This window comes from Pseudomonas sp. IT-P253, from assembly GCF_949768125.1.
In the GTDB taxonomy this organism is placed as follows: Bacteria; Pseudomonadota; Gammaproteobacteria; order Pseudomonadales; family Pseudomonadaceae; genus Aquipseudomonas.
The window spans coordinates 317,625-343,715 of sequence record NZ_CATKPT010000033.1 but is presented as its reverse complement, the minus strand read 5'-3'; the positions used below and the strand labels follow the sequence as shown (position 1 = coordinate 343,715).

The 26,091-nt window shown below is 59.0% G+C and carries 24 protein-coding genes and 1 pseudogene; 12 read left to right on the top strand and 13 right to left on the bottom strand.

Annotated elements, in window-relative coordinates:
* Positions 1–52: 52 nt before the first annotated feature.
* A complete protein-coding gene (locus tag ACM6IR_RS18880; protein ID WP_414909090.1) occupies positions 53–1,042 on the bottom strand; it encodes a GGDEF domain-containing protein in 990 nt (329 codons plus the stop codon).
* Between the two features lie 214 nt (positions 1,043–1,256).
* The gene (desA, locus tag ACM6IR_RS18875; protein WP_414909089.1) at positions 1,257–2,441 is read right to left on the bottom strand and encodes a delta-9 fatty acid desaturase DesA; all 1,185 of its coding nucleotides are present in this window, start codon (positions 2,439–2,441) and stop codon (positions 1,257–1,259) included.
* Between the two features lie 146 nt (positions 2,442–2,587).
* Here desA and dibA point away from each other — a divergent pair, with 146 nt between their 5' ends.
* From dibA to ACM6IR_RS18845, 6 genes are all read left to right on the top strand, one after another.
* The gene (gene dibA, locus ACM6IR_RS18870; RefSeq protein ID WP_414909088.1) at positions 2,588–4,516 is read left to right on the top strand and encodes a phosphodiesterase DibA; all 1,929 of its coding nucleotides are present in this window, start codon (positions 2,588–2,590) and stop codon (positions 4,514–4,516) included.
* Between the two features lie 315 nt (positions 4,517–4,831).
* Entirely contained in the window at positions 4,832–5,014 is a 183-nt protein-coding gene (gene oscA, locus ACM6IR_RS18865) for a sulfur starvation response protein OscA (RefSeq protein ID WP_414909087.1), read from the top strand.
* Positions 5,015–5,086: 72 nt separating this feature from the next.
* A complete protein-coding gene (locus ACM6IR_RS18860; RefSeq protein ID WP_414909086.1) occupies positions 5,087–6,100 on the top strand; it encodes a sulfate ABC transporter substrate-binding protein in 1,014 nt (337 codons plus the stop codon).
* Between the two features lie 171 nt (positions 6,101–6,271).
* Positions 6,272–7,090 (top strand): sulfate ABC transporter permease subunit CysT, encoded by an 819-nt coding sequence (cysT, locus tag ACM6IR_RS18855; RefSeq protein WP_414909085.1) that lies wholly within the window; start codon positions 6,272–6,274, stop codon positions 7,088–7,090.
* 13 nt (positions 7,091–7,103) lie between these two features.
* Complete coding sequence (gene cysW, locus ACM6IR_RS18850) at positions 7,104–7,976, top strand: sulfate ABC transporter permease subunit CysW (RefSeq protein WP_414909084.1); 873 nt, start codon at positions 7,104–7,106, stop codon at positions 7,974–7,976.
* A gap of 3 nt (positions 7,977–7,979) precedes the next feature.
* The gene (locus tag ACM6IR_RS18845; RefSeq protein WP_414909083.1) at positions 7,980–8,969 is read left to right on the top strand and encodes a sulfate/molybdate ABC transporter ATP-binding protein; all 990 of its coding nucleotides are present in this window, start codon (positions 7,980–7,982) and stop codon (positions 8,967–8,969) included.
* A 92-nt stretch (positions 8,970–9,061) separates the two neighbouring features.
* On the opposite strand, the gene ACM6IR_RS18840 is transcribed toward ACM6IR_RS18845, so the two are convergent.
* On the bottom strand, positions 9,062–9,580 hold the full coding sequence (locus ACM6IR_RS18840; RefSeq protein WP_414909082.1) for a DUF962 domain-containing protein: 519 nt from the start codon (positions 9,578–9,580) through the stop codon (positions 9,062–9,064).
* 84 nt (positions 9,581–9,664) lie between these two features.
* Here ACM6IR_RS18840 and ACM6IR_RS18835 point away from each other — a divergent pair, with 84 nt between their 5' ends.
* The gene (locus ACM6IR_RS18835; RefSeq protein ID WP_414909081.1) at positions 9,665–10,351 is read left to right on the top strand and encodes a Crp/Fnr family transcriptional regulator; all 687 of its coding nucleotides are present in this window, start codon (positions 9,665–9,667) and stop codon (positions 10,349–10,351) included.
* A gap of 262 nt (positions 10,352–10,613) precedes the next feature.
* Positions 10,614–10,979, top strand: coding sequence for a response regulator (locus tag ACM6IR_RS18830; protein ID WP_414909080.1), 366 nt, complete (start codon positions 10,614–10,616; stop codon positions 10,977–10,979).
* Between the two features lie 143 nt (positions 10,980–11,122).
* Here the strand turns inward: ACM6IR_RS18830 and ACM6IR_RS18825 are convergent, their stop codons facing one another.
* On the bottom strand, positions 11,123–12,127 hold the full coding sequence (locus tag ACM6IR_RS18825) for an AraC family transcriptional regulator (RefSeq protein WP_414909079.1): 1,005 nt from the start codon (positions 12,125–12,127) through the stop codon (positions 11,123–11,125).
* Between the two features lie 100 nt (positions 12,128–12,227).
* Between ACM6IR_RS18825 and ACM6IR_RS18820 the strand changes: the two genes are divergently transcribed.
* The 4 genes from ACM6IR_RS18820 (at position 12,228) to ACM6IR_RS18805 (ending at position 16,232) form a co-directional block, all read left to right on the top strand.
* Complete coding sequence (locus ACM6IR_RS18820; RefSeq protein ID WP_414909078.1) at positions 12,228–13,301, top strand: fatty acid desaturase; 1,074 nt, start codon at positions 12,228–12,230, stop codon at positions 13,299–13,301.
* 391 nt (positions 13,302–13,692) lie between these two features.
* On the top strand, positions 13,693–14,274 hold the full coding sequence (locus ACM6IR_RS18815) for an alpha/beta hydrolase (RefSeq protein ID WP_414909077.1): 582 nt from the start codon (positions 13,693–13,695) through the stop codon (positions 14,272–14,274).
* Between the two features lie 58 nt (positions 14,275–14,332).
* The gene (locus ACM6IR_RS18810) at positions 14,333–15,316 is read left to right on the top strand and encodes a sigma 54-interacting transcriptional regulator (protein WP_414909076.1); all 984 of its coding nucleotides are present in this window, start codon (positions 14,333–14,335) and stop codon (positions 15,314–15,316) included.
* Positions 15,317–15,449: 133 nt separating this feature from the next.
* Positions 15,450–16,232: a MetQ/NlpA family ABC transporter substrate-binding protein gene (locus tag ACM6IR_RS18805; RefSeq protein WP_414909075.1), complete on the top strand. Its 783-nt coding sequence runs from the start codon at positions 15,450–15,452 to the stop codon at positions 16,230–16,232.
* 378 nt (positions 16,233–16,610) lie between these two features.
* Here ACM6IR_RS18805 and ACM6IR_RS18800 read toward each other — a convergent pair.
* From ACM6IR_RS18800 to ACM6IR_RS18760, 9 genes and pseudogenes are all read right to left on the bottom strand, one after another.
* Positions 16,611–17,074, bottom strand: a pseudogene (locus ACM6IR_RS18800) (hypothetical protein); the annotation flags it as partial.
* 151 nt (positions 17,075–17,225) lie between these two features.
* Positions 17,226–17,855, bottom strand: a complete 630-nt coding sequence (locus ACM6IR_RS18795) for a class I SAM-dependent methyltransferase (protein WP_414909074.1) — start codon at positions 17,853–17,855, stop codon at positions 17,226–17,228.
* Positions 17,856–18,123: 268 nt separating this feature from the next.
* Entirely contained in the window at positions 18,124–18,768 is a 645-nt protein-coding gene (locus ACM6IR_RS18790) for a methionine ABC transporter permease (RefSeq protein ID WP_414909073.1), read from the bottom strand.
* The gene (locus ACM6IR_RS18785) at positions 18,758–19,879 is read right to left on the bottom strand and encodes a methionine ABC transporter ATP-binding protein (protein ID WP_414909072.1); all 1,122 of its coding nucleotides are present in this window, start codon (positions 19,877–19,879) and stop codon (positions 18,758–18,760) included. The genes ACM6IR_RS18790 and ACM6IR_RS18785 overlap by 11 nt, the downstream gene beginning before the upstream one ends.
* 2 nt (positions 19,880–19,881) lie before the next feature.
* Positions 19,882–20,691, bottom strand: coding sequence for a MetQ/NlpA family ABC transporter substrate-binding protein (locus tag ACM6IR_RS18780; protein ID WP_414909071.1), 810 nt, complete (start codon positions 20,689–20,691; stop codon positions 19,882–19,884).
* Positions 20,692–20,819: 128 nt separating this feature from the next.
* The gene (locus ACM6IR_RS18775) at positions 20,820–22,178 is read right to left on the bottom strand and encodes an LLM class flavin-dependent oxidoreductase (RefSeq protein WP_414909070.1); all 1,359 of its coding nucleotides are present in this window, start codon (positions 22,176–22,178) and stop codon (positions 20,820–20,822) included.
* Complete coding sequence (locus ACM6IR_RS18770; RefSeq protein WP_414909069.1) at positions 22,178–23,371, bottom strand: SfnB family sulfur acquisition oxidoreductase; 1,194 nt, start codon at positions 23,369–23,371, stop codon at positions 22,178–22,180. Before ACM6IR_RS18770 ends, ACM6IR_RS18775 begins: the two co-directional genes overlap by 1 nt.
* A 38-nt stretch (positions 23,372–23,409) precedes the next feature.
* On the bottom strand, positions 23,410–24,651 hold the full coding sequence (locus tag ACM6IR_RS18765; protein ID WP_414909068.1) for an SfnB family sulfur acquisition oxidoreductase: 1,242 nt from the start codon (positions 24,649–24,651) through the stop codon (positions 23,410–23,412).
* Between the two features lie 315 nt (positions 24,652–24,966).
* Positions 24,967–25,731 carry a hypothetical protein gene (locus ACM6IR_RS18760; protein ID WP_414909067.1) on the bottom strand — a complete coding sequence of 255 codons (765 nt, stop codon included), beginning with the start codon at positions 25,729–25,731 and terminating at the stop codon, positions 24,967–24,969.
* Between the last annotated feature and the right edge of the window lie 360 nt (positions 25,732–26,091).

Below are 26,091 nucleotides of genomic sequence, written 5' to 3'. Positions count from 1 at the left end.
GAACCCGTTGTAGGAGCGAGCTCGCTCCTACAAAGGTTCTGCGTTGAGTGCATTAAGCGGAGATAATGCGGTTCTTGCCCTGGCGCTTGGCTTCATACATCGCGGCATCCGCACGGGCGAAGAGGTTGTCGACGCTTTCGTCTTCGGCCGTGAGACTGGTCAGGCCCTGGCTGACGGTGATGCCGAAGGTCTGGTCGTCATGGCTGAAGCTCAATCGCTGAATCTCCCGTTGCAGGCGCTCGGCCACTTGCATGGCCATCTCCGGGGCGCATCCTGGGAACACGGCGGCGAACTCCTCACCGCCAACCCGCCCGAACACATCACCCCGACGTAAGGCTGCACGACCGCTCTCGGCGATTCGTTGTAACACGGCGTCGCCTTCCTGATGGCCGTAGGAATCGTTGATCACTTTGAAGTCATCGATGTCCAGCAGCAGGAACGCCAGCGGCGCGCCGTTCTGTCGTGCCTGTTCGAACTCGCGATGGGCGCATTCGAAAAAGTGTCGGCGGTTACTGCTCTCGGTCAGTGCGTCAGTGGTGGCCAGGCGGTGTAGCTCGGTTTCCATTTGCTTCTTGTCGGTGATGTCCTCGGCAATGCCGACGATAATCACTGGCTGGCCCGGCTCGGCCTGACGATTGATGAAGCATTTGTCGCTGAGCCAGCGTATCTGGCCATCGGCGGCGATGATGCGGTATTCGCGGTCTTCAACGGCGCCTTTGACCAGTACTTCGCTCAGGCTGCGCTCGGCGTACTCCAGATCGTCGGGGTAAATGCTGTCGCGCCACTGATTGTAGTCGGACAGTAACAGGCCGGCGGAGCGGCCGAAAATCCGTTCATAGGCGGGGCTGACATACAGCATCTGACGGGTTTCCCAGTTGAAGGCCCAAAGCACCGCGTTGACGCTCACCAGCAGGGAGCTGAACAGCTGTTCCCGTTCGCTCAGGCGCGCCACCTCGCCTTGGGCATGCATTAGCGCCATCAGGGTTTGCGCGGCCTCGGGCCACTGCGGGAGGGACGAGTCTTGAAGGTTTTTATTGACCATCGGCACAAATCTCAAAGGGCGTGCCGCGTGTTCGACAGCGGCCACAGCAAAGCCCGCCGGAGTGGCGAAGTGTTTTTGAGATAGGGGATTTGGCGCTAAGTTCCCGCTTTTCGTGGTGAGGGAGCGTGCTCCCGCCGGGCGGTATGGACGACGCGTTTTGTCAGTTAAAACGCGTCGTCAGAATTACGACTGCTGCGCAGTCGTGGCAACAAGGTCAGACAGCCGCAGGGCGCAGGGAGTAGGTTTTCAACTGATCGGCGAAATCACGCAAGGATTGAATCCCGCTGGCCTCGGCTTCGTGTACCCAATCCTTGATGGCGGCCAACATGTCGTGACCATTTGAGCTGGTTTTGACCCAGATCTGCTGCAAGGCCAGGCGTTTCTCGTAAATTACCTTCAGTGCCTGGCTGTGCTCGAGCATGTTTTGGATACGCGCGTGGTGTTTGTCATCCAGCAGGCTGGTTTCTCGCGACAGCAGGCGTTTGGCCCGGTGGAACTGGTGACGGACCGAGTGATCGACCTTTTCCAGCTCTTGCTTGACCAGCGGCGCGATGACCAGTTTGCGGTACTGGGCCATGATCTGGAAGCGGTTGTTGAGGATGGCCATGGCGGTATCCATGTCCAGATTGCCTTTACCTTCAACCCGGTGGGCAATGGGGGCGACCCGCTGAACCTTGGCCAGACGGAAGAAACTGAAGACCTGGATCCAGGCCCAGCCGAGGTCGAACTCCCACTTCTTCACCGACAGTTTTGCCGAATTTGGGTAGGTGTGATGGTTGTTATGCAGCTCTTCGCCGCCGATCAGGATGCCCCAGGGCACCAGATTGGTCGCCGCATCGCGGCATTCGAAATTGCGGTAGCCGATGGCATGGCCCAGGCCATTGACCACGCCGGCGGCCCACACCGGGATCCACATCATCTGGATCGCCCAGATGGTGATGCCGATCGTGCCGAACAGCAGCAGGTCGATGACGCCCATGATCGCCACGCCCAGCAGCGGGAAACGGCTGTAGAGGTTGCGTTCGATCCAGTCTTCGGGGCAGTTCTTGCCGTAGATACGCAGGGTCTCCGGGTTCTCCGCTTCGGCGCGGTACAGCTCGGCGCCTTTGCGCAACACGGTGGACAAGCCCTTGATGACCGGGCTGTGCGGGTCATCGACGGTTTCGCACTTGGCGTGATGCTTGCGATGGATAGCGGTCCACTCGCGGGTGTTCTGCGCCGTGGTCAGCCACAGCCAGAATCTGAAGAAATGTTTCAGGCCGGCATTCAGCTCCAGAGAGCGATGGGCTGAATAACGATGCAGATAGACCGTGACGCCGACAATCGTCACGTGGGTCATCAGCAGGGTGACTGCCACCAGTGACCAGGGCGACAAGCCAAGAAAACCTTCGTACCACATAGGCTATAGGGCCCTCGATAAAGAAAAAACAGCCGTTGCATTATCACTAAGCGCACAGATAAAACCAGTCGCCCTTTCAGATAAGAGTGGCTGGATGTTTCTTTAAACTATAATCCCGTCTTTTTTGCAGGGACATGGACGACCGAATGTCTGCTACCTATCGCGATGCCATGCGTGCAGCGCTGCTTTACCTGCTTCTTTCCGTCGCCTGGCTGGCGTTCAGTGGCTATTTATTGAACAGTTTCTTCGATGGCTTCGATGGCTTCGATGAACGACTGCGATGGCAACTGATCAACGGTTACGTCTGGGTGATGCTGAGCGCCGGGTTGATCTTCCTCGCCCGGGCGCGATTGTTCCGTTGCCTGGGGGGCTGTGCCCGATTGCATGAGCGCCATGAAGACCGGGAGCGCTTGCGACAGGCGGCCGCGGTGTTCGATTGCACCCGTGAAGGGGTGCTGGTGACCGGCAGCAATGGCCTGATCGTTCATGTGAATCGCGCCTTCATGGAGATCACCGGTTATCAAAGTGAGGAAGTACTGGGTCAGCGGCCCAGCCTGTTTAAGTCCGGTCGTCACCCGGTGAGTTTCTACCAGACGATGTTCGCGACACTCGACAGCACCGGCGAGTGGAGCGGGGAAATCTGGAACCGTCGCAAAAGCGGCGAAATCTACCCGCAATGGCAAACCATCCGCATCATTCTTGATGACGATGGGCGACGTAGTCATTACGTGGCCGTGTTTTCCGACATCAGCGCGATCAAGAACTCCGAACACAAACTGACGCACCTGGCTCACCACGATCCGCTGACGGATCTGCCCAACCGCTTGTTGTTCACCGATCGCGCCGAGCAAGCCCTGGCGTCCGCTCAGGTCCACAAGCGCGGCTGCGCGCTGCTGATGATCGATCTGGATCACTTCAAGATGATCAACGACAGCCTTGGGCACACCATTGGCGATCAACTGCTGAAAGCCGTCTCGGAGCGCTTGAAAGCGTTGTTCGGGCCGGGCATCACCCTGGCGCGGCTGGGCGGTGATGAGTTCGCCGTGCTGGCTGAAAGCTGTCCGCAACTGGTGCATGCCGCAGCGCTGGCGCAGCGGATCATCGATGGCCTCAAAGAGGCGTTCTCTATCGACGGGCATCAGCTGTTCATCAATACCAGCATCGGTATCAGCCTGTTCCCTGGCGATGCCTTGAGCGCTGAACAACTCTTGCGTAACGCCGATGCTGCGCTGTTCAAGGCCAAGAGCGCGGGCCGCAATGGATACGCCCTGTACACCGAAGAACTGACGGCCCATGCCCAACAACGGGTTGAGACGGCATTCGAGTTGCGCCGCGCGCTGGACCAGCAAGAGTTGCGGGTTTATTACCAACCGGTCCACGACCTCAAGACAAGTCGCCTGATTGGCGTCGAGGCGCTGGTGCGCTGGGAGCATCCACAGCGTGGCCTGGTGTCGCCGGCAGAGTTTATCCCCATCGCCGAGCGTACCGGGCTGATTGCCGAAATCGATGCCTGGGTCATGCAGCAGGCGTGTCAGCAGATGTGCCAGTGGCAGCAGGCCGGGGTGGTGTTGTCGTTTGTCGCGGTCAATGTGTCGTCGCGTTTGTTCGCCCGCCGTGAGCTGTATCAGCGAGTGGCGCAGGTGCTGCGTGAAACCGGGCTGGATCCGGCGTATCTGGAACTGGAAGTCACCGAAAGTGCGGTGATGGACGACCCGGAAGTGGCGCTGGAACAGATGCATCGACTGCGTGAATTGGGCGTGCGGCTGGCCATCGATGACTTCGGCACGGGTTATTCCTCATTGCTGCGGCTCAAGCGTTTGCCTGTGCAGAAGCTCAAGATCGATCAGGGCTTTGTGGCCGGGTTGCCGGGGGATGACGATGACGCGGCGATCGCGCGGGTGATTATTGCGTTGGCCCAGAGCATGGGCATGCAGGTGCACGCCGAGGGGATCGAGCAGGTTGAACAGGCGGGTTTCCTGCTCGAACAGGGTTGCGATTTGGGGCAGGGGTATTGGTTCGGCCGGCCGGTACCGGCTGAGCGGCTGGATTGGATGCATGCGCCAGTAATCGGATAAGCACCGGTTGATTATTTGAACACAAACCCTGTGGGAGCGAGATTGCTCGCGATGAGCCTGAGAACATCGCAATGTGCCAGGCTTCTGGCGTTATCGTTGAAGACCATCGCGAGCGAGCTCGCTCCCACAGGGCTTTGTGTGTTTCTGAAAGCAGCAAAGTCCTCGCAAACTCTTGACTCATCAATTAATGCATTATGGTTATATAAAAATTCTTAAATAGTCTTTTTAAGAATAACTGCGCTTATCTACTATTGGTCTTACGCCGTAAGCAGTGCCGCCACTGCCAGGCAACCTCTCAGTTGAAGGAGCAGCACCATGAGCGCATCCCTACGTAGCGTTGACGGCCAGGACGAAGCAGCCATCTTGCGTGAAATCCAGAGCGCATTGCGCGACCTGCGGTTTGGCGCAGTGGAAATCACCGTGCACAACGCCCAGGTGGTCCAGATCGAACGTAAAGAAAAATTCCGCTTGCAGAACCCGGCCAGCAAATCGAGCTGAAGCGAACAGTCGTGCCAGGCAACCGATTCCAACGCATCCATAAGAAAATCAAGAATTCCAGGAGCTTTCACCATGTCGTCGATTCGTCATTTCGCTTTGGCCGCCCTGGCCAGCGCTCTTTTTGCGGGTGCCGCAGTTGCCAAGGATTACGAACTGCTCAACGTGTCGTACGATCCAACGCGTGAGCTGTACCAGGATTACAACGCCGAGTTCGTCAATTTCTGGAAGAAAGACCACGCGGGCGACAACGTGAAAATCCAGCAATCCCATGGTGGTTCGGGCAAGCAAGGCCGGGCAGTGATCGATGGTCTGCGCGCTGACGTGGTGACCCTGGCACTGGCCGGTGACATCGACGAAATCGCCAGGCTCGGCAAAACCCTGCCGGCCGACTGGCAGGCGCGTTTGCCGGATGCGAGCACGCCTTACACCTCGACCATCGTGTTCCTGGTGCGCAAGGGCAACCCTAAAGGCATCAAGGACTGGGGCGATCTGGTCAAGAATGACGTGTCGGTCATCACTCCAAATCCGAAAACTTCCGGCGGCGCCCGCTGGAACTTTCTCGCGGCCTGGGCTTATGGCCTGAAAGCCAGCGGCGGCAATGAAGCCAAAGCCAAAGAGTACGTGCAAACCCTGTTCAAACACGTGCCAGTGCTGGACACCGGTGCTCGCGGTTCGACCATTACCTTCGTCAACAATGGTCAGGGCGACGTATTGCTGGCCTGGGAAAACGAAGCCTTCCTGGCGCTGAAAGAAGAGGGCGGTGCTGACAAGTTCGAAATCGTCGTGCCTTCGCTGTCGATCCTTGCTGAACCGCCAGTGGCTTTGGTCGACAAGAACGCCGAGAAAAAGGGCAATGAACAGATCGCCCAAGCATACCTCAAGCATCTGTACAGCCCGGCCGGTCAGGAAATCGCAGCGAAAAACTTCTATCGTCCACGTGACAAGGAAGTGGCGGCCAAGTACGCCAAGCAGTTCCCGACACTGGACCTGGTGACCATCGACAAGGACTTCGGCGGCTGGAAAACCGCGCAACCGAAATTCTTCAATGACGGTGGTGTGTTCGACCAGATTTACTCGGCGCAGTAATCCGCGCCACACGTCGAGCCTGATGCTTGGGCACATAACAGGTGGGAGCGAGCCTGCTCGCGAAGGCGGTATCTCAGGCGACAGGGATGTTGACTGATACTCCCTCTTCGCGAGCAGGCTCGCTCCCACATTGATGCGTTTAGCGGAATGCTTTTTTAACCAAGGACTTTTATGTCGCGTCGTATCTCCCCCGTCATACCCGGCTTCGGGCTGACGCTGGGCTACACCTTGGTGTACCTCAGCCTGATTGTGCTCATTCCACTGGCGGCGATGTTCGTGCATGCCGCCCAACTCACCTGGGATCAGTTCTGGGCAATCGTCACGGCGCCACGGGTGCTGGCGGCGTTGAAGCTGAGCTTCGGCACCGCGCTGTACGCGGCGGTCATCAACGGCATCATCGGCACGCTGCTGGCCTGGGTGCTGGTGCGCTATACCTTCCCGGGTCGCAAGATCATCGATGCGATGATCGACCTGCCGTTCGCATTGCCCACGGCCGTGGCCGGTATCGCGCTGACCGCGTTGTACGCCTCCACCGGCCTGGTGGGTCAGTTCGCGGCGGACCTGGGTTTCAAGATTGCCTACACCCCCCTCGGCATCACGCTGGCGCTGACGTTTGTAACGCTTCCATTCGTGGTACGTACAGTACAGCCAGTATTGGCCGATATCCCGCGTGAAGTCGAAGAAGCGGCGGCTTGCCTCGGTGCCAAACCATTGCAGGTTTTCCGCTACATTCTGGTGCCTGCATTGCTTCCCGCCTGGTTGACCGGTTTCGCGTTGGCCTTTGCCCGCGGGGTCGGCGAGTATGGTTCGGTGATTTTCATCGCCGGTAACATGCCGATGAAAACCGAGATTTTGCCGCTGCTGATCATGGTCAAACTCGATCAATACGATTACACCGGCGCTACCTCCATTGGTGTACTGATGCTGGTGGTTTCCTTCGTCCTGTTGCTGCTGATCAACTTGCTGCAGCGGCGCATCGAAACCCCATAAGGAGGCGCAAAACATGTCCCAATCGTCTATTGCAGCAGCCTCCTCGGCCAACGCTGCCCGCCGTGGCAGCGCCACTTCCCGGCGAGTCCTCATCGGCCTCGGCTGGCTGATCTTTGCGCTGTTTTTGTTGCTGCCACTGTTCATCGTGGTGTCCCAAGGCCTGAAGCTGGGCCTCGGTGCGTTCTTCACCGCGATCTTCGAACCGGACGCGCTGTCCGCGCTGAAACTCACGCTGATCGCCGTGCTGATTTCGGTGCCGCTGAACGTGGTGTTCGGTGTCAGTGCCGCGTGGTGCGTGAGCAAGTACTCGTTCCGTGGCAAAAGCATGTTGGTGACACTAATCGACTTGCCGTTTTCGGTCTCGCCGGTCATCGCCGGTCTGGTCTACGTGTTGATGTTCGGTGCCCAGGGCCTGTTCGGGCCGTGGTTGCAGGCTCACGACATCCAGATTGTCTTCGCCTTGCCAGGCATTGTGCTGGCAACGATTTTTGTCACCGTACCGTTCGTGGCGCGCGAGTTGATCCCGCTGATGCAAGAGCAGGGCACTCAGGAAGAAGAAGCCGCGCGGTTGCTGGGCGCCAATGGCTGGCAGATGTTCTGGCACGTCACCGTTCCCAATATCAAATGGGGCCTGATCTACGGCGTGGTGCTGTGTACGGCGCGGGCCATGGGTGAGTTCGGTGCGGTGTCGGTGGTTTCCGGGCACATTCGCGGGGTGACCAACACCCTGCCGCTGCACGTCGAGATCCTCTACAACGAATACAACCACGTGGCCGCGTTCGCGGTAGCGAGCCTGTTGCTGATCATGGCGCTCTTCATCCTGCTGCTTAAGCAGTGGAGCGAAAATCGTATTAACCGCCTGCGCGCCAGCGCCGCGGAGGAATAATTCATGTCGATCGAAGTGCGTAACGTCAGCAAGAATTTCAACGCGTTCAAGGCGCTGAACAACATCAGCCTGGACATTCAAAGCGGCGAGCTGGTGGCGTTGCTCGGCCCGTCGGGTTGCGGCAAAACCACGCTGTTGCGGATCATCGCCGGCCTCGAAACCCCGGATCAGGGCAACATCGTGTTCCACGGTGAAGACGTTTCCGGCCATGACGTGCGCGATCGCAACGTTGGCTTTGTGTTCCAGCATTACGCCCTGTTCCGCCACATGACGGTATTCGATAACGTCGCGTTCGGCCTGCGCATGAAGCCGAAAAACCAGCGCCCATCCGAAAGCCAGATCGCGGTCAAAGTCCACGAACTGCTGAACATGGTGCAACTGGATTGGCTGTCGGATCGCTACCCGGAGCAGCTTTCGGGTGGTCAGCGTCAGCGTATTGCGCTGGCCCGCGCCCTGGCGGTGGAACCGAAGGTGCTGCTGCTCGACGAACCCTTTGGCGCCCTCGACGCCAAGGTGCGCAAAGAGCTGCGTCGCTGGCTGGCGCGGCTGCACGAAGACATCAACCTGACCTCGGTATTCGTCACCCACGACCAGGAAGAGGCGATGGAAGTGGCCGACCGGATTGTGGTGATGAACAAAGGCGTGATCGAGCAGATCGGCTCACCGGGTGACGTCTACGAATACCCGGCCAGCGATTTCGTCTATCACTTCCTGGGTGACTCCAATCGGCTGCATCTGGGTGAGGACAATCATGTGCTGTTCCGCCCGCACGAAGTGTCGTTGTCGCGGCATGAACTGGAAGATCACCACGCGGCCGAAGTGCGGGATATCCGTCCATTGGGCGCGACGACGCGGGTGACATTGAAGGTCGAAGGCCAGAGCGAGCTGATCGAAGCTGAAGTGGTGAAGGACCACGACAGCCTGATCGGGTTGGCGAAAGGCGAGACGCTGTTCTTCAAACCGAAGGTCTGGCAGAAACTCGCCAACCTCTAAGATCAAAAGCTTCGCGGGCAAGCCTCGCTCCTACACGGGTTCTATGGCGTACACATAACCCTGTAGGAGCGAGGCTTGCCCGCGAAGGCGTCTTACGCCGCCGCGTTTTTCTGACGCAGACGCACCCCGCCCGCCCGCGCCTCGATCTGCTCTTTGAGGTCACGCCGCAACCCCAGCAAAAACGCCAACTCGGCCACCACAAACAAGGGCCCGACAATCAACCCCGTCACATCATCGACAAACGCCGGTTTGCGCCCTTCATAGTGATGCCCGACAAACTGGATCGCCCAGCCCACCACAAACAGTGCGATACCGCTCGCCAGCCACACCAGCGTGTCTTGCACCGCCAACACATGACCGAGCCACACAGATAGCCCCAGCAACGCGGTCATCAGTACACCCAGCCGCCACTCCAGGCGCAAGTAAAACCACGCCGACGCCAGTGCGGCCAGCATCGACGGTGAAAGCCAGCCTCCGGCCCATCCCGGGCGTGACAGCAAGACCGCGACGGCGACCACAATCAGCGGAATCCCAATGAAGTGGCTGGCGATGTTGCGCGGGTCACGGTGATACGCGGCGTATTGACTGAGATGGTCAACGAGGCTTTTCATTGTTGTTCCTCCTGTAGGGTGAGTGATCATGCCCCGGGTTCACGGCTCGCTCTGTCAGCCAGGCGACAATCTCCAGGAGTTTTCATGGACATGCAGGTTTGGCGTTCGCGTCTGATGTGGGGACAATGGTTCAGCCATTTACCGGTTTCCTTTCAGGATAGTCTGCTGGCTGTCGCCAAGGTGAGGCGCTTGGCGCCGGGTCAGCGGCTGTTCAAGCGCGGCGATCCACCCTGCGGTTTGTATGCGGTACTCGAAGGCGCCGTGCGGATCGGCGCGGTCAGTGAACAAGGCAAAGAGGCGCTGCTGAGTCTGGTGGAACCACCGCACTGGTTTGGTGAAATCTGTCTGTTCGACGGTCAGATGCGCACCCACGATGCGTTCGGCGTGGGCCCGTGCACCCTGCTGCACATCCCGCAAAACGCACTGTTGGCGCTGCTCGACGAACAACCGGTGCACTGGCGGCAGTTGGCATTGTTGATGAGCCAAAAACTGCGCATGACCTTCATCAACCTCGAGCAGCTGGGCCTGATGCCGGCCCCGGCCAGATTGGCGCATCGCTTGCTGATGATCGCCGAGGGTTACGGCGAAATCGCCCCGCCGCGACGTGTGCTGCAACTGCCGCAGGAGCAGCTCGCTTCAATGCTGTCGCTGTCGCGCCAGACCACCAACCAGATTCTCAGGGATTTGCAGGGGCAGGGGATCCTCGACCTCAGCTATGGCGAGATCGAGATTCTGAATGCCGAACGGCTGCGGGCGTTGACAATGGTTTAAACATTTCAGCCTCAACGCAACCGTGTAGCAGCTGGCGAAGCCTGCGTCCGGCTGTAGGAGCGAGGCTTGCCCGCGAAGGCGTCAGTTCTGACACACCGCGTTATCGTTCTTCGCGAGCAAGCTTCGCTCCTACAGTAGCCGAACGCAGGCTTCGCCAGCTGCTACGGATCTCGGTATGGCTTAACTGACCGGCATTAGCCGGTATTGGTAGGCTTTCTTTGCGAAGGCGCCTAGCCTGTGACGACGACAATCGAGGTGTGCCATGCGTGTGCTGTTAGTGGAAGACGAGCCGGAGACCGCCAAACTCCTGGCCAACGGCCTGAACGAGGCGAGTTACTCGGTGGATGTGGCGCTCAATGGAATGGACGGCCGCCGCTTTATCGAAACGGGCGATTACGAGCTGATCATCCTCGACGTCATGTTGCCGGGGCTAAACGGCTGGCAGTTGCTGCAACAGATCCGCAAGCTCGGCGAAACGCCGGTACTGCTCCTCACCACCAGGGACGGCATCGAAGATCGTCTGCGCGGGCTGGAGTTGCATGAAGACGATTACCTGCTCAAGCCGTTTGCCGTGAGCGATCTGGTGGCGCGGGCGCGCAAGTTGTTGCGGCGTGATCGGGGGCGCTGAGGTTTTGCGGTGCCCGGGCAATCGCCTTCGCGAGCAAGCTTCGCTCCTACGGATTAATCGACAATCGTGATCACGGCGTTGACCCGTAGGAGCGAGGCTTGCCCGCGAAGAGGCCGGAAGAGGCAACCCACCGTCCGGGTCGGTCACCGCAACCCATCCCGAAACTGACCCGGTGTTATCCCGGTCCAGCGCTTGAACGCGCGGCTGAAGCTGCTCGTATCGGCAAACCCCAGCAGGTAACTGATCTCGCTCAACGAGCATTGCGGATCGCGCAGGTGCAGCAGCGCCAGGTTTTCACGACTTTCATTGAGCAGCGTGTCGAACCGACAACCTTCGTCCGCCAAATGCCGCTGCAGACTGCGCAAGCTCAGGTGCAGGGTCTGGGCGATGTGTTCGGCGCTGGGCTCGCCTTCCGGTAATTGCTCTTCAATGGCGTCACGGACTTTGCGTTCCCAGGTCAGGGGCTTGAGTTGCGCGAGGGTGCGGTTGAGCACGGTTTCGTTGTGCTCGGCCAGTTCCGGGTTGGCGTCATCCAGGTGACTGTCGAAATCCTCCAGAGAAAATTCCAGTCGGTCTTCGTCGGCGCAAAAGTACACCGGCGAGCGGAAGACTTTGTGCCATTGATGCGGGTCTGCCGGTTCCGGACGGCGCAGGTACACCGCCAGCGGCGCGTACTCGCGGCCCAGCCGATTGCGGCAGGTGCGCACGTAAATCGCCGTAAAGGCATCGATGGCTTCGAAGGCCGGCGCCGGATTGCCGGGCGGAATTTTCAGGCGAAAGCGATAGCGGTCCTCGGTGCGGCTTAGTTCAAGCTCCAGGGCATCACTGACCACCTGGTGATAGCGCACGATGCGTTCGAACACTTCCCGCAGACTACCGCTGGCCACCAGTGCATAACCGAGCGCATGAAAAGTAGTGGGGCTGACGAAACGCGAAACGCGCAAGCCAATCGCCGGGTCGCCGCTGACCTGTACGGCGATTTCCCACAAGCGCGTGGTGGCGGACAACGGGTAACGGGCGTTCGGGTCGTCCATCAATTTCGGATCAAGCCCCGCCTGGTGACACAGGGCGGTGCTGTCGAGGCCCAACGCATCAAGTTGCTTGCGCAGGGCGCGGGTCCAGCTGGCGAGGGAGGTCGGTTCAGTCATGCTGATTGGCGCTTCCGGTCAACAGGTTGGCGTTCACGGCTACCGTCCCGGGAAGGTTCTCAGGGCAGGATGCGAACATCAATAACCAGAGGATGGAAGCATGCACGGTACTTCTGCAAGTCCCCAGCGACTGAATGCCGCTCAGCGATCAGCGCATATTCGCGAAGTGGTATTGGCCAAGGGTGTCGAACTGCGTCAGCGCTACCCGATTCTCAATCATCAGGACGCCCTGGGTGTGGGCATCCTGGCCTTCGCGTTGGCCGCAATGGTCGGTTCGGCAGCGCTGTACATGACGGGACACATGGCCTGGTGGGTGTGCCTGTTGCTGAACGCATTTTTCGCGTCGTTGACTCACGAACTGGAGCACGACCTGATCCACAGCATGTACTTTCGTAAACAACGTGTGCCGCATAACCTGATGATGGGGCTGGTCTGGCTGGCGCGTCCGAGCACGATCAATCCGTGGATCCGTCGCCATCTGCACCTCAATCATCACAAGGTGTCCGGCACCGAAGCCGACATGGAAGAACGCGCCATCACCAACGGCGAACCCTGGGGTTTCGCACGGCTGCTGATGGTCGGCGACAACGTGATGTCAGCGTTCATCCGCCTGCTGCGGGCCAAAACCTGGACGCAAAAAATCAACATCCTCAAGCGCGCCCTGAAGGTCTACGCACCACTGGCGCTGCTGCATTGGGGCGCCTGGTATGTGTTTCTCGGTTTTCACGCGGCCAATGGCATCGCCCATCTGCTGGGTGCACCGATCGAATGGTCGGCGACCACCTTGTCGGTGATGCAGGTGATCGATATCGCCGCGGTAGTGATCATCGGACCGAACGTGTTGCGTACTTTCTGCCTGCACTTCGTCAGCTCCAACATGCACTACTACGGTGACGTGGAACCGGGCAATGTGATCCAGCAAACCCAAGTGTTGAACCCTTGGTGGATGTGGCCGTTGCAGGCGTTCTGCTTCAACTTCGGCAGCAGCCACGGGATTCATCACTTTGTGGTGAAGGAACCGTTTTATATCCGCCAGATGACCGTGCCCGTGGCGCATAAGGTGATGCGCGAAATGGGTGTGCGATTCAACGACTTCGGCACGTTTGGCCGGGCGAACCGGTTTGTGCGCAAGGAAGCAACGGAGGTCTTGGAGGCTCAAGCTACTCAGGCGTGACAAGTGCACCGCAAACTCATCCGTCATCAATCTGACCCAAAGGGCCGATAAGGTATGACCAAGGCATTCATCGTGCAGCTGATGGGTATATGCGTTTATCGTCTATTAATGTTATTAAATATTCCTTTAAAGGATAAGCGTTTCAGCCAATCATTGCCTCCAGCGATGTTGATCAGCGCTCACAGATTTTGAGTTTCCGGGGCCGTCTCCTTGGCAGGGTGCGGTCCCTTTTTTTGTCTGGAGAAACACCAAACCCCTCCCTGTAGGAGCGAGCAAGCTCGCTCCTACATATTCTATATTGATCTTAACAAATAGCTTCTTATTCCTTAACGAATATAACTCTCCTCCCTATACTTGCTCGGGAACAGACACGCAGCAGGAGAGTTCCCCCATGCGCAACGAATCAATTCGCTACCTGATTGTGCCGGGCTGGCAAGGATCGCCAGACGATCATTGGCAAAGCCACTGGCAGAACAGCCTGCCGAACAGCGCACGGGTGGAGCAGGCCGATTGGCTGACCCCTCGCCGGGAAGACTGGGTCGCGGCGCTGGCCGAGGCGATTGCCACCGACAGCACGCCGGTGATCCTGATTGCCCACAGCCTGGGTTGCATCACTGTCGCCCATTGGGCGGCCACCGCGCCTGTGCCGTTTTTGCGTCAGGTTCGCGGTGCATTGCTGGTCGCACCGGCGGACGTCGAGCGTGCGGCCTGCGCGCCAGCCCTGCGTAACTTTGCCCCGATTCCAACCAATCTTTTGCCGTTCCCGAGTCAGGTGGTCAGCTCTGATAACGACAGCGCCGTAAGTGCACCGCGGGCAATGGAATTGGCACGCAACTGGGGCGCCGAAGCGGGGATTTTGTCGGGAGCCGGACACATCAACGTGAAGTCCGGTCACCAGCGTTGGGAGCAGGGTTTTGCCTACCTCTATCGCCTGCAAAACCGCATGGAACATCACGCCTTGCGCCGCGCTTGAACCTTATCTTTTTTTAAACGCCTACCCGTCTCCCGGCGGTTTTGGGCGGGAGTCTGCCATGAGTCTTGAAGCCTTCGGTCAGCCATTGCTGACCTTTCCCGACGCAGAAAAAAGTCCCCTGAGCATCCGCGCCAAGGCGCTGGTGTTCGTCGATCCGCGCTCTCGGCAATTGCGCCAGGAGCTGGAGCAATTGGCCCCGCGCGCGATCTCGGTATTGATTCGCGGTGAAACCGGCACCGGCAAGGAGTTGCTGGCGCGCCACATCCACCGCGCCAGTGATCGCAGCGGGTTGTTCGTCTCGGTCAATTGCGGGGCCATCAGTCCGACTTACGCCGATGCCGAATTGTTCGGTTATGCCGCCGGCAGTTACAGCGGTTCGGCCAGCAGTCGTGCGGGCTGGTTCGGTTCGGCCAACGGCGGCACGCTTTATCTGGATGAGATCGGCGACTTGCCTTTGCCCATCCAGAACAAATTGCTCGCCGCCCTGGAAAACCATGAAGTCACTCGCGTCGGCGCGCACCAACCGAGCCCGGTAGACGTGCGCCTGGTGGCCGCCACCAGCATTGATCTGGCCCAAGCGGTGGCCGCCGGCAAATTCCACGAGCGGCTCTACCACTACCTCAGCGAAGGCCAGCTCGAATTGCCGGCCTTGCGTGAACGGGTGGGCGATATTTTGCCGCTGGCTGAATATTTCCTCGGCATCTATAGCCAGCGCCTGGACCTGCCGGTACCGCTGATCAGCGAGGCGGCGCAGCTTGTGCTGGAGCGACACAGTTGGCCGGGCAACACCCGAGAGTTGGAAAACGTCATTCACTTTGCCTTATTGGTAAGCACCGGCGACGAGATTCTGCCGGAGCATTTGAATCTGCCTGAGACGCCTGTATCGCTGGGGCAGATCGAGCAGCAACTCAAGCACATCCTCAGCAAAGGCACCGCCACCGAGCAAGCAGCCCTGAAAAAGCTACTGGTAGGAGCGAGCTTGCTCGCAATGGACGTCAACGATAACGCGGCAAGCAAGCTGTCTGAACAAAATGGAATATGAAAGTGAATAAAAGATATTATTCGGGAATATAAAATCCCGGTATTGTCCGCGTCACGCCAGCGATAGCACTTCACTGGCACACGTACTTGAAGCCGTCGTCGATGACGACCGTGATTTTCGATAAGGACACTGCATGAAAAAGGTTCTGTTGTTCACCGCATTGGCGGCTGCCCTAACCGCGGGCCTGGCCCAGGCCGGTGAGAAACTGGTGGTCGCGGCGACCCCGATTCCACACGCCGAGATTCTGGAACTGATCAAACCCACCCTTGCCAAAGAAGGCGTGGACCTGGAAATCAAAGTCTTCACCGACTACGTTCAGCCGAACGTGCAGGTCGACCAGAAGCGTCTGGACGCCAACTACTTCCAGACCCTGCCCTACCTGAAAAGCTTCAACGAAGGCAAAGGCACTAACCTGGTCACCGTGATCGGTGTGCACGTTGAACCCTTCGGTGGCTATTCGAAGAAAGTCAAAACCCTGGCTGAGCTCAAAGACGGCGCGACCATCGCGATCCCGAACGAAGGCAGCAACAGCGGTCGTGCCCTGATCCTGCTGCAGAAGGCCGGCCTGATTGAGTTGAAAGACCCGAAAAACGCCCTGGCTACCCCGAAAGACATCGCCAAGAACCCGCACAACTTCAAGTTCAAGGAACTGGAATCGGCCATGCTGCCGCGTGTTCTGGACCAGGTCGACCTGGACATGATCAACACCAACTACGCGTTGGAAGCAGGCCTGAACCCGGCTAAAGATGCTCTGGTGATTGAAGGTGCCGATTCGCCTTACGTGAACTTCCTGGTGGCTCGTCCGGACAACAAGGACAGCGTAGCAATCCAGAAACTGGCCAAAGCATTGACCAGTCCTGAAGTGAAAGCCTTCATCGAGAAGAAGTACAACGGCGCGGTACTGCCAGCGTTCTGATTCGCGAGGTAAACCCGTTCAAGGTTTCAAACGCCGACGGCTTTCGATAGCGTCGGCGTTTTTTTGCGCCCGGAAAATTTTACTTTTTCCGGTTCAGGTCACCCTGGTCTTCAACGCCCTGTGCAACGCTATCAGCCACTTCACGATGTCCTGTGGATTCATCCGTTCTGGCATTTTTCCGTCAGCCATTTTCTCTTCCTTGTGAGGTTCGGCCGGGGGAGTCTGGCCAAAAGCTGTACGTCCTTGGAGGGGCGTTCTGAAATAAATATCCCTCCTGCAGCACAAAGGAAAATAGTCGTCTTGCGCCGCCTCGGCAAATCCGCAGGATGGTTTTTTTGCGTGATATCAATAGTCTTTAACGATATTGGGCTGCTGCTCTTAATCCGGCCAATACCACGCCGGCTCATCCAGCATCCGCTGCCCGACGACCCCGGTCTGGCCGAAGTTTTTCTCCAGCACAATGCAGTTGCATTCCGGATCCTCCTGCAACGCTGAAATCAATCGCCGTGCATGAGAAACCACCCCCACCTGACACTGCTCCGACGCCCGGATAATCAACCGCGCCAACGCCGGTAACAGATCCGTTGCAACACCGGTGTGCGGGTGCCCAGTTGCGGTTGGCGGACCGGGGCATCCGTGTCGCTGCGAAAGTGATCGTAGAAGCGCCAGCGACGGATGAACTCACGCATCTGCAGGACTTCCGGCGAAGTGCGAAAACTGCCGACCTGATCGAACAGGCTGTCGAAGTTTGGTGTGTGCTGGGCCAGTACGTCCCAGCCGCGATCCGCACGCGCGCGGATCATCGGGCCATCGCGGTCCACCAGCAAGCTGGCCGGGCGGTATTTGCCCTGATGAAAAATCAGAGCAAATACCTATCAGCCTGAAAGTTCAGTGTTGCGGGGCAACATAGAATCTCCCACAGTTGACCGAGGCGTTCAGGCAAATCCGGTTCCCTGTGGGAGCGAGCCTGCTCGCGAAGGGGCCCCCGCCTGACTAAACAGCCTTACGCCAAACACTCGCCAACCAAGGCTGTTGCTCCCGCGGCAGTCCCGCTGGCCGGTAGTAATGCTCCAGCTCCACAAACCCCGCTTCGGTCAGCAGTGCCTGCCACGCCTGCAAATCGTGATACGCGCCATAACGCGGTCCATTCCACCCCTCCTGATTCTCACCCCGGGGATTGGAGCTGAACAACACACCACCCGGTTTCAACGCCCCGCGCAATTGCTTCAACACCCGAGGCAACTCCTGGCGCGGAATATGAAACAGCACCGCATTGGCAAAAATCCCGTCGAAACGCTCATCCGGCAGATCAAGCTTCAGGAAGTCCTGTTGCCACACCTCACAACCACTGTCCTCGCGAGCCATCTGCGCGAACTTCTCCGAGCCATCCAGCCCGACAGCCGTGTGCCCCATGCGCGTGAACGTTTGCAAATCGCGCCCGGGACCGCAGCCGAAGTCGAGAATGCTGAACGGCGCCTCGCCCTGAATGTGCCGCAACAACGCATCGATGTTCTGGCTGACATCGTGATCGCGAGTCCCTTCACGAAAATCTTCGGCCACCGAGTTGTAATGGCCCAGGGTGGTGGAAGTGATCTGCTCGAGGTCGTCGGGGGTCTGTTTCATGGTTGGCTGCGCAGGCAATGGGGATTCGCCGAATATACGCCAAGAGGCCGGTGGCTGCTTCGCAGCCATTCGCGAGCAAGCCCGCTCCCAAACTGAATCGCGCCGCACACAAATTGTGTGTTCGCTGACAATCAACTGTAGGAGCGAAGCTTGCTCGCGAAGAACGATAACGCGGGGTGTCAGAACTGACGCCTTCGCGGGCAAGCCTCGCTCCTACAGTAGCCGAACGCAGGCTGCTACAAGGTGTGCGTTGCGGCTGCCATTTCCATCAGCGTTTGTTCAGGCCCCGGGCCAATCTGTCCCCGCCCAGTTGAATCATCGCCACCAACACCACCAGCAATACAATCACCGTCAACATGATCTGGCTATCAAACCGCTGATACCCATACCGATAAGCAATGTCACCCAGCCCACCCGCACCAATCGCCCCGGCCATGGCCGACGAGTTGATCATGGTCACCAGCGTGATGGTGAACCCGCCGACAATCCCCGGCAGCGCTTCCGGCAACAGCACATGCCAGACGATGTGCCCGCGACGACAGCCCATGGCTTGTGCCGCTTCGATCAAGCCGTGATCAACCTCGCGCAAACTGACTTCGGCGATGCGCGCAAAGAACGGTGTGGCGGCAATGGTCAGCGGCACCACGGCCGCCCAGACGCCATACGTGGTCCCGACAATCAACCGGGTAAACGGAATCAGCGCCACCATCAAAATCAAAAACGGAATGGAGCGGAACAGGTTCACGAACGCGCCCAATGCGCGGTTCAGCGCCGGCGCTTCGTAGATGCCGCCCTTGGCGCTGGTGACCAGAATCACCGCCAACGGAATGCCCGCCAGCAGCGCGATCAGCGACGACACGCCGACCATCAAAAACGTGTCGATGAAGCCTTGCAGCAAGCGATCAAACCACATAGCCCAGCACCTCCACCTGTTGCGCCCAGTGGCCGGCGCGTTGACGCAATGCCTCGGCGCCGAGGGACGAGCCGGTCACCGCCAGCAGCCATTGCCCGAGGGCATGGCCCTGAATCCGCTCCACGCCGCCTTGCAGCAAGCGCACACGACCGCCGAGGGCGGCGAACAGCGCGGCCAGATCCGGTTCGTCCGTGGCGCTGCCGGTGAATTGCAACCGAAGCACCACGGCAGCGTCCGAAGTCTGTGGTTGCGCCTGTAAGCGGCTTTGCAGCTCTTGCGGCAGCGCATGTTGCAAGGGTGCCAGCAAGGTTTTGCTGACCTCGTGCTGCGGGTTGCCAAAGACTTCCCAGACCGGCCCTTGCTCGACGATTCTACCGTGCTCCAGAACGACCACCCGATCACAGATGTCGCGAATCACCGCCATCTCGTGAGTGATCAACACGATGGTCAGGCCCAGGCGTTGATTGATCTCGCGCAGCAGGCCGAGGATCGATTGCGTGGTCTCCGGGTCCAGCGCCGACGTGGCTTCGTCGCACAGCAGAATCGCCGGGTCGTGCACCAAGGCGCGGGCGATGCCGACGCGCTGTTTCTGCCCGCCGGACAGCTGCGCCGGGTAGGCCTTGTGTTTCGCTTGCAAGCCGACCAGCTCCAGCAGTTCACGAACCTTCTGTTCGCGTTTTTCCTTGGGCACGCCGGCGACTTTCAGCGGCAACTCGACGTTCTGCCAAACCGTCTTGGCCGACATCAAATTGAAGTGCTGGAAGATCATGCCGATCCGGCGGCGTAGCGCCACCAGGCGGTCTTCATCGAACTCGCCGATGTCCACTTGATCAATCAGCACGCGGCCGCTGCTCGGTTGTTCGAGGCGGTTGATGGTGCGGATCAGCGACGACTTGCCAGCGCCGCTGCGGCCGATGATGCCGAACACTTCACCGCGCTGGATCGCCAGGTCGATGCCATGCAGCGCGGCCACCGGACCTTGCTGGCCATTGTAGGTTTTGCCCAGGCCGATGAAGCGCACATGAGCGCGGTTGAGCTCGGGATGTAGTTCGGTCTGTTTAGCGTTGTGGGGCTCTGGAATTTCCAGTCGCCGTTGGGTGGCGGCCGTCATGCTCAGCTTTCCCAGCCGGCTTGATAGAGCTTGCCGTGGGCTTTATCCAGGGCTGCGCGAACGGCGGGTGAGTGCTGGTAGATGTCGACGAATTTGATCAGGCGCGGGTCGGTTTTGCTTTTTGGCTGGATCACGAACTGGATCACGTATTCCTTGTGATCGAGGCCGTCGAACAGCAGGGCAGAGCCGGCGTCGAAGGTCTTCGACAGGCGGATGTAGGCCGGGTAACCCTGGACCAGATCGGCGTCGTCATAGGCGCGTACCAGTTGCACGGCTTCGACCTGGAGGATTTTGATGTTCTTCGGGTTGGCGATGATGTCTTCTTCGGTGGCCTTGTAGCCAACACCCGGCTTGAGGCTGATCAGGCCCGCTTTCGCCAGCAGTTGCAGGCCACGCCCGCTGTTGATCGGGTCATTGGCGATGGCCACGCTGGCGCCTTCCGGCAGCTCGTCGAAGCTTTTGTATTTCTTCGAGTAGAGGCCGACGTTGTTAATGATCCCCGGTGCGAACGGGACCAAGTCAAAACCGGCGGCGGCTTTGGCGTTTTCCAGAAACGGGACGTGCTGGAAGTAGTTCACGTCGATGTCGCCGGCGGCGAGGCTGACGTTGGGGGCGATCCAGTCGCTGAACTCCACGAGCTCGACTTTCAAGCCTTGTTTGTGGGCTTCTTCTACCGCTGCTTCCAACGGAATGGCGAAGGCCGCGGTGGTGCCGACTTTCAGCGGCGCGTCGGCGGCGAAGGTGATGGAGCTGAAGAGGCCTAGGGCCAGGGCCAGTGCTTTGACTGGGTGAGTTAACAGTTTCTTGGTCATGGTGATTTTTCCAGTCAGTGCATAAATTTGGTGTGTTTGGGCGGGCCTCTTCGCGAGCAGGCTCGCTCCCACAGTGGATTTTTGGTGTTCACACAATCCCTGTGGGAGCGAGCCTGCTCGCGAAGCTTTTAGCGCCGGTAAATCGATCCGGTGTGTTGAGGTGGCAAATGCGCCTCTGCGTGAAACAGCTTTTCCCGCAGGCTGCCGTTGTCATAAGCGGTCTTGTACGACCCACGACGCTGCAACTCGGGAATGACCAAATCAATGAAATCCACATAACTTTCCGGTGTGACAATCCGCGTCAGGTTGAAGCCGTCCAGCCCGGTTTCGGCGATCCACGATTCCAGCTCATCCGCCACCTGTTCTGGCGAACCAACGACCGTGATGTAGCGACCACCGAGTGCGTGTTGCTCGAGCAATTTGCGCCGGGTCCAGTCATTGTTTTGCAGGTTCCTGGTCGCCGACTGGATCGCGTTGCTCTTCACGTACTGGATCGGTTCGTCGATGGCGTACTCGGAGAAGTCGATCCCGGTCGACGCCGAAAAATGTGCCACGCCGGCCTCGGCACTGGCATAGCTCAAGTACTCGGCGTGCTTGGCCCAGGCGAGCGCTTCGGTGGCGCCGACAATCACGTTCAGTCCCATGAGCACCTTGATGTCCTCGGGATTGCGCCCAGCCTCGACGGCGCTGGCGCGGACGTTGTCCACCTGAACCTTGGTCGACGGTTTGCTCTGGCCGCTGATGAATACGCACTCGGCATGGCGCCCGGCGAACTGCAAACCGCGCTCCGAACTGCCGGCCTGAAACAGCACCGGCGTACGCTGCGGTGAAGGCTCGCAGAGGTGATAACCCTCGACCTGATAAAACTCGCCCTTGTGCTCGACCTTGTGCACTTTCGCCGGCTGCGCATAGATGCGTTGCTGCGGATCGTTGAGCACCGCGTCGTTTTCCCAACTGCCCTCCCAGAGTTTGTAGAGCACTTCGAGGTATTCATCGGCCTGGTCGTAACGACGGTCATGTTCGACCTGCTCGCTCAGGCCCATGGCTTTCGCGGCGCTGTCGAGGTAGCCGGTGACGATGTTCCAGCCAACCCGCCCACGGCTTAAATGATCGAGGGTCGACAGGCGGCGGGCGAACAGGTACGGCGGTTCGTAAGTGAGGTTGGCAGTGAGGCCGAAGCCAAGGTTTTTGGTGACGGCCGCCATGGCCGAAACCAGCAGCAGCGGGTCGTTGACCGGCAGCTGGATCGACTCTTTCAGCGGCACTTCGACCGAATGCTGGTAGACGTCGTAGACCCCGACGATATCGGCGATGAACAAGCCGTCGAACAACCCGCGCTCCAGCAATTGCGCCAGTTCGGTCCAGTATTCGATGGTTTTGTATTGGGTGGAGTTGTCCCGTGGATGCGTCCACAGGCCATGATTGATGTGCCCGATGCAGTTCATGTTGAACGCGTTGAGCAGGATCTTCTTTTTCGCTGCAGCCATCAAATGGTCCCCCGCAGTGGCGGGTTTTCATCGTTGAGGTAGTAATGGCCGACGGCGTGATACTTCCAGCGCACCGGGTCGTGCAGGGTGTGCACCCGTGCGTTGCGCCAGTGGCGATCCAGGCCGTGCTCGGTCAGCGTCGCCTGGCTGCCGGCCAGTTCGAACAACGTGCTGCCAGCGGCGAGGGAGATTTCAGTGCTGATGGCGCGGGCTTCGGCGACGGCAATCGACGCGGCAGCGACGGTCTCGGCGCTGGGCTCGGCCTGGGCCTTGTCGAGGAACTCACCGGCGCGTTCCAGCAACGCTTCGGAGGCGTGCAGGCGAATGCTCAAGTGGCCGAAGCTCTTGATCGTCAGCGGGTCTTCGGTGGCTTTGTCATTGCCGGAATCGATCCACGGCCGGGTTTTGGTACGCACGAAGTGCAGCGCATCTTCGTAGGCGGCGCGGGCGATGCCGGTATCGATGGCGGCGTGGAGAATCTGCGCCAACGGGCCGACAGTGGTCGGGCGCTCGAAAGCACTTTGAAACGCGATCACGTCTGCGGCTGCGACGTAGACGTCTTCGAACACCACCGAACCGCTGCCGGTGGTGCGCTGGCCGAAGCCGCTCCAGTCATCGATGACGGTCAGGCCTTTGCTGTTACGCGGCACAAACGCCAATTGCTGCACGCCGTTTTCATCCACCACCGAGGTCGGGATGCGCTGGGCGTAAATCGCGCCGGTGGCGTAGAACTTGCGGCCGTTGATGCGATAACCCTCACCGTCGCGCTTCAGGCTGGTGACGCGATCGTGGGCGGTTTTTGTACCGAGTTCTGCGAGGGCATTGCCGAAACGCTGGCCGGCCAACACGTCGGCATACAGGCGTTTTTTCTGTTCTTCGCTGCCATTCACCCGCAGCACTTCAAGGGCATAGAAATGGTTTTGCGGGATTTGGCCAAGGGAGCCGTCAGCCTGGGCAATTAAGGCGATTACCTTGGCCAGGGTGACATTGGAAACCCCGGCACCGCCGTACGCCTTGGGCACGCTGATGCCCCAAAGACCCGAACGGGAAAACACTTCCAGTTCCGGGTACGGCAAACGGCGTTCGCGGTCGCGCAGGGCGCTGTCACGTTTGAAATCTTCGGCCAGGTCACTGGCGACAATCAGGGCTTGCTCATCGCTGGTGATGACCGCGACGTGGTGAGAACTTGTCATGTGTTTCTCCAGAGATCTGATCAAAAGTGTTCTGGTCGTTAAATCCAGGAGTGGCGAGCGGGCAGAGTGCCGTTCAGGTGGTAAGCGCCGACGGCGTGATATTTCCAGCGCACCGGGTCGTGCAGCGTGTGCACGCGAGCGTTGCGCCAGTGGCGGTCGAGGTTGAATTCGGCGAGGGTGGCGCGGCTGCCGGCCAGCTCGAAAAGCTTTTCGCTGGCCAGTAGCGAAATCTCGGTGGTCAGCACTTTGGCTTCCGCCACGGCAATCGAAGCGCGGGCAGCGGACTCGGCGGTGAGCGGCGCGGCGTTGACCTGATCGAGCACTTGCCCGGCCCTGCGCAGTAGTGCTTCGGCGGCATGCAGTTCGATCTTCAGTTTGCCGATGTCGGCGATGACGTAGAGGTCATCACTGGCGCGTTCGACCTTCGCGTCGATCCATGGCCGCGCACGGGTTTTCACGAACGCGATAGCGTCGTCGATGGCACCACGAGCGATACCGGCATCAATGGCCGCTTGAATCAGCTGCGACACCGCGCCCTGAATATTCGGCGTGTCGTTGATCTTCCAGTTATCCACCACCAGCTCGGCATCGACCCGCACGTTGTTGAGCAAAACAGTGCCGCTGGCGGTGGTGCGTTGACCGAAGCCCGACCAGTCATCAACGATGCGCAAACCTGGCGTGCCACGGCGAACGAAGGCCAGGACTTGCTTGCCTTCGTCGTTCAGCGCTTTGACTGCAACCCAGTGAGCGAACAGCGCGCCAGTGGAGTAGAACTTCTGGCCATTGATGACAAAACCATCGCCATCAGCCGTGATCCGCGCCTTGAGTTCAAGGGTGTTTTTGGTGCCGCGCTCGGGTCCCGCGTTACCGATGCGCCAGCCTTCGAGGACGCTTTTGAACAGCTGTTTTTTCTGCGCTTCAGTGGCGCTGCCAAGCACCAGATTAAGAATGCCGAACTGGTTCTGCGGGATCTGTCCCAGTGCCGGGTCCGCCGCGGAAATGATCGCGAAGACGTCGGCAAGGGTCACGAACGAAACCTGCGGGCCACCGTACTCGAGCGGGATGGCAATGCTGCCCAGACCGCTGCGGGTGAACTGTTCGATTTCCGCCCATGGCAGCTTGCGCTGCTGATCGCGTTTGGCCGCTTGCAGGCGGGCGGCTTGCGCCAGCTCATGGGCGGCCTTGATGGCTTGAGCGTCGTTGCGCAAAACCTGTGCGGGCAACAACAACGGGGCGATGTCCAGATCACTCTGAACGATTGCATCTGCCAGACTGGACATCAGTGCCGCTCCGTGGCTGCACGCAATGCCCTGGCGATTTGCACTGGGGTGATTGTGTTCCGGACCATACCTACCTCACATCTCATGGGGTCGCCGCGAGGGTGGCGGCGAACTAAAAACAAGAATGTCCGGTGGTCCGGTTTATATACCCTAAACATGTATAAAAAATTAATAAACTAACGTTTAGGAATAAGGATAGAAGGCGCAACACATACCCTGTAGGAGCGAGGCTTGCCCGCGAAGGCGTCAGTTCTGACACACCGCGTTATCGTTCTTCGCGAGCAAGCTTCGCTCCTACAGGCGAACACAGGGATCTCAGCGCTTGCGGGGTTCGGCGGCCTTGAGTTGTTCTCTGGACGGTACTTTCAGATACGGATTGGCACCGCCGATTTTTAGCGTCCGGGCCGGCGCCCAGCGGGAGTTGTTGCCCACCCGGTCGAGAATGCAATACGTCACTTCCAGCCGAAGGTCTTCGCCGGCTTCGAGAATAATCGCCGGTGGCACCCAGACTTGAATCGGCTGGCCCACGTCATCGGGCTTTAACCGGGGCAGGTCCATGCGCACATCGCCCCAGCGCAGGGTGATTTCGTCGTCGGCCGCCATGTTCAGGTACGGTTCGATGGTCAACGGAACACCGCGTTTGATCTGGTTCGGATTGACCCCGTGGCGTCGAATGGCTTCGGGGATGCTCACCGGTTGCAGGCGCTGGTTTTCGTCGCCACACAGTGCAGAGGGCTGGCCGCCTGGACAGTCGAGCTTGATCTGTATGCGCCGGGTCGCCGATAAAGCCGGCCCGTGCCCGACCTGCATGATCCGGTAGTGAATGCGCGAGGTGCCATTGGCGATGAAGCTCTCTGGCACACGCAGTTGAACCGGTTGGCCGATATCGTGGCTCGTCAGCACTCTGGAGGCCACGTAGCAGTTATCCCAGAACAGTTCGATGAGGTCGCCTTCATCCATGCCAGGGTAGGGCGCCACGTCGATCAGCAGGTGAGCCGCCGAGGTGAGATTGATGCCGCTCTTGTGCGATTGCGCCAGGGTTGGCGCCGCCAGTTCGGGTTTGTTCGAGGTGCTTGTCATGGGGTTTCTCCTTGAAGCCTTGCAGCGAAGTCCGTTTCTGAAAGATCAAAAGGCGTGAATTACCGAGCAACAGAACCGTTAACTATTTACCCGTTTGAATAATGATGAACGTGATGGTCGGCGCCTGTGGGGGACTAGATAAGAGTGCACTCGAGTGAGTGTCAATAGAGTGGGTTAGTTGAAAGGTGGATATTCTGTTATTCAGAAATATCCTACAGTTGTTAGTTAATATGCTGCAGCAATCTGTCGAACTTTACGGCGGTTTTTAGCGCTTTTGCGTGGGGTTGAGAAAAGACCTTGGACCTCTGTTGGTCGGCCATTTTTGGAGGCCTAGGCGAGAGAGTATGTTGCAGGACATAT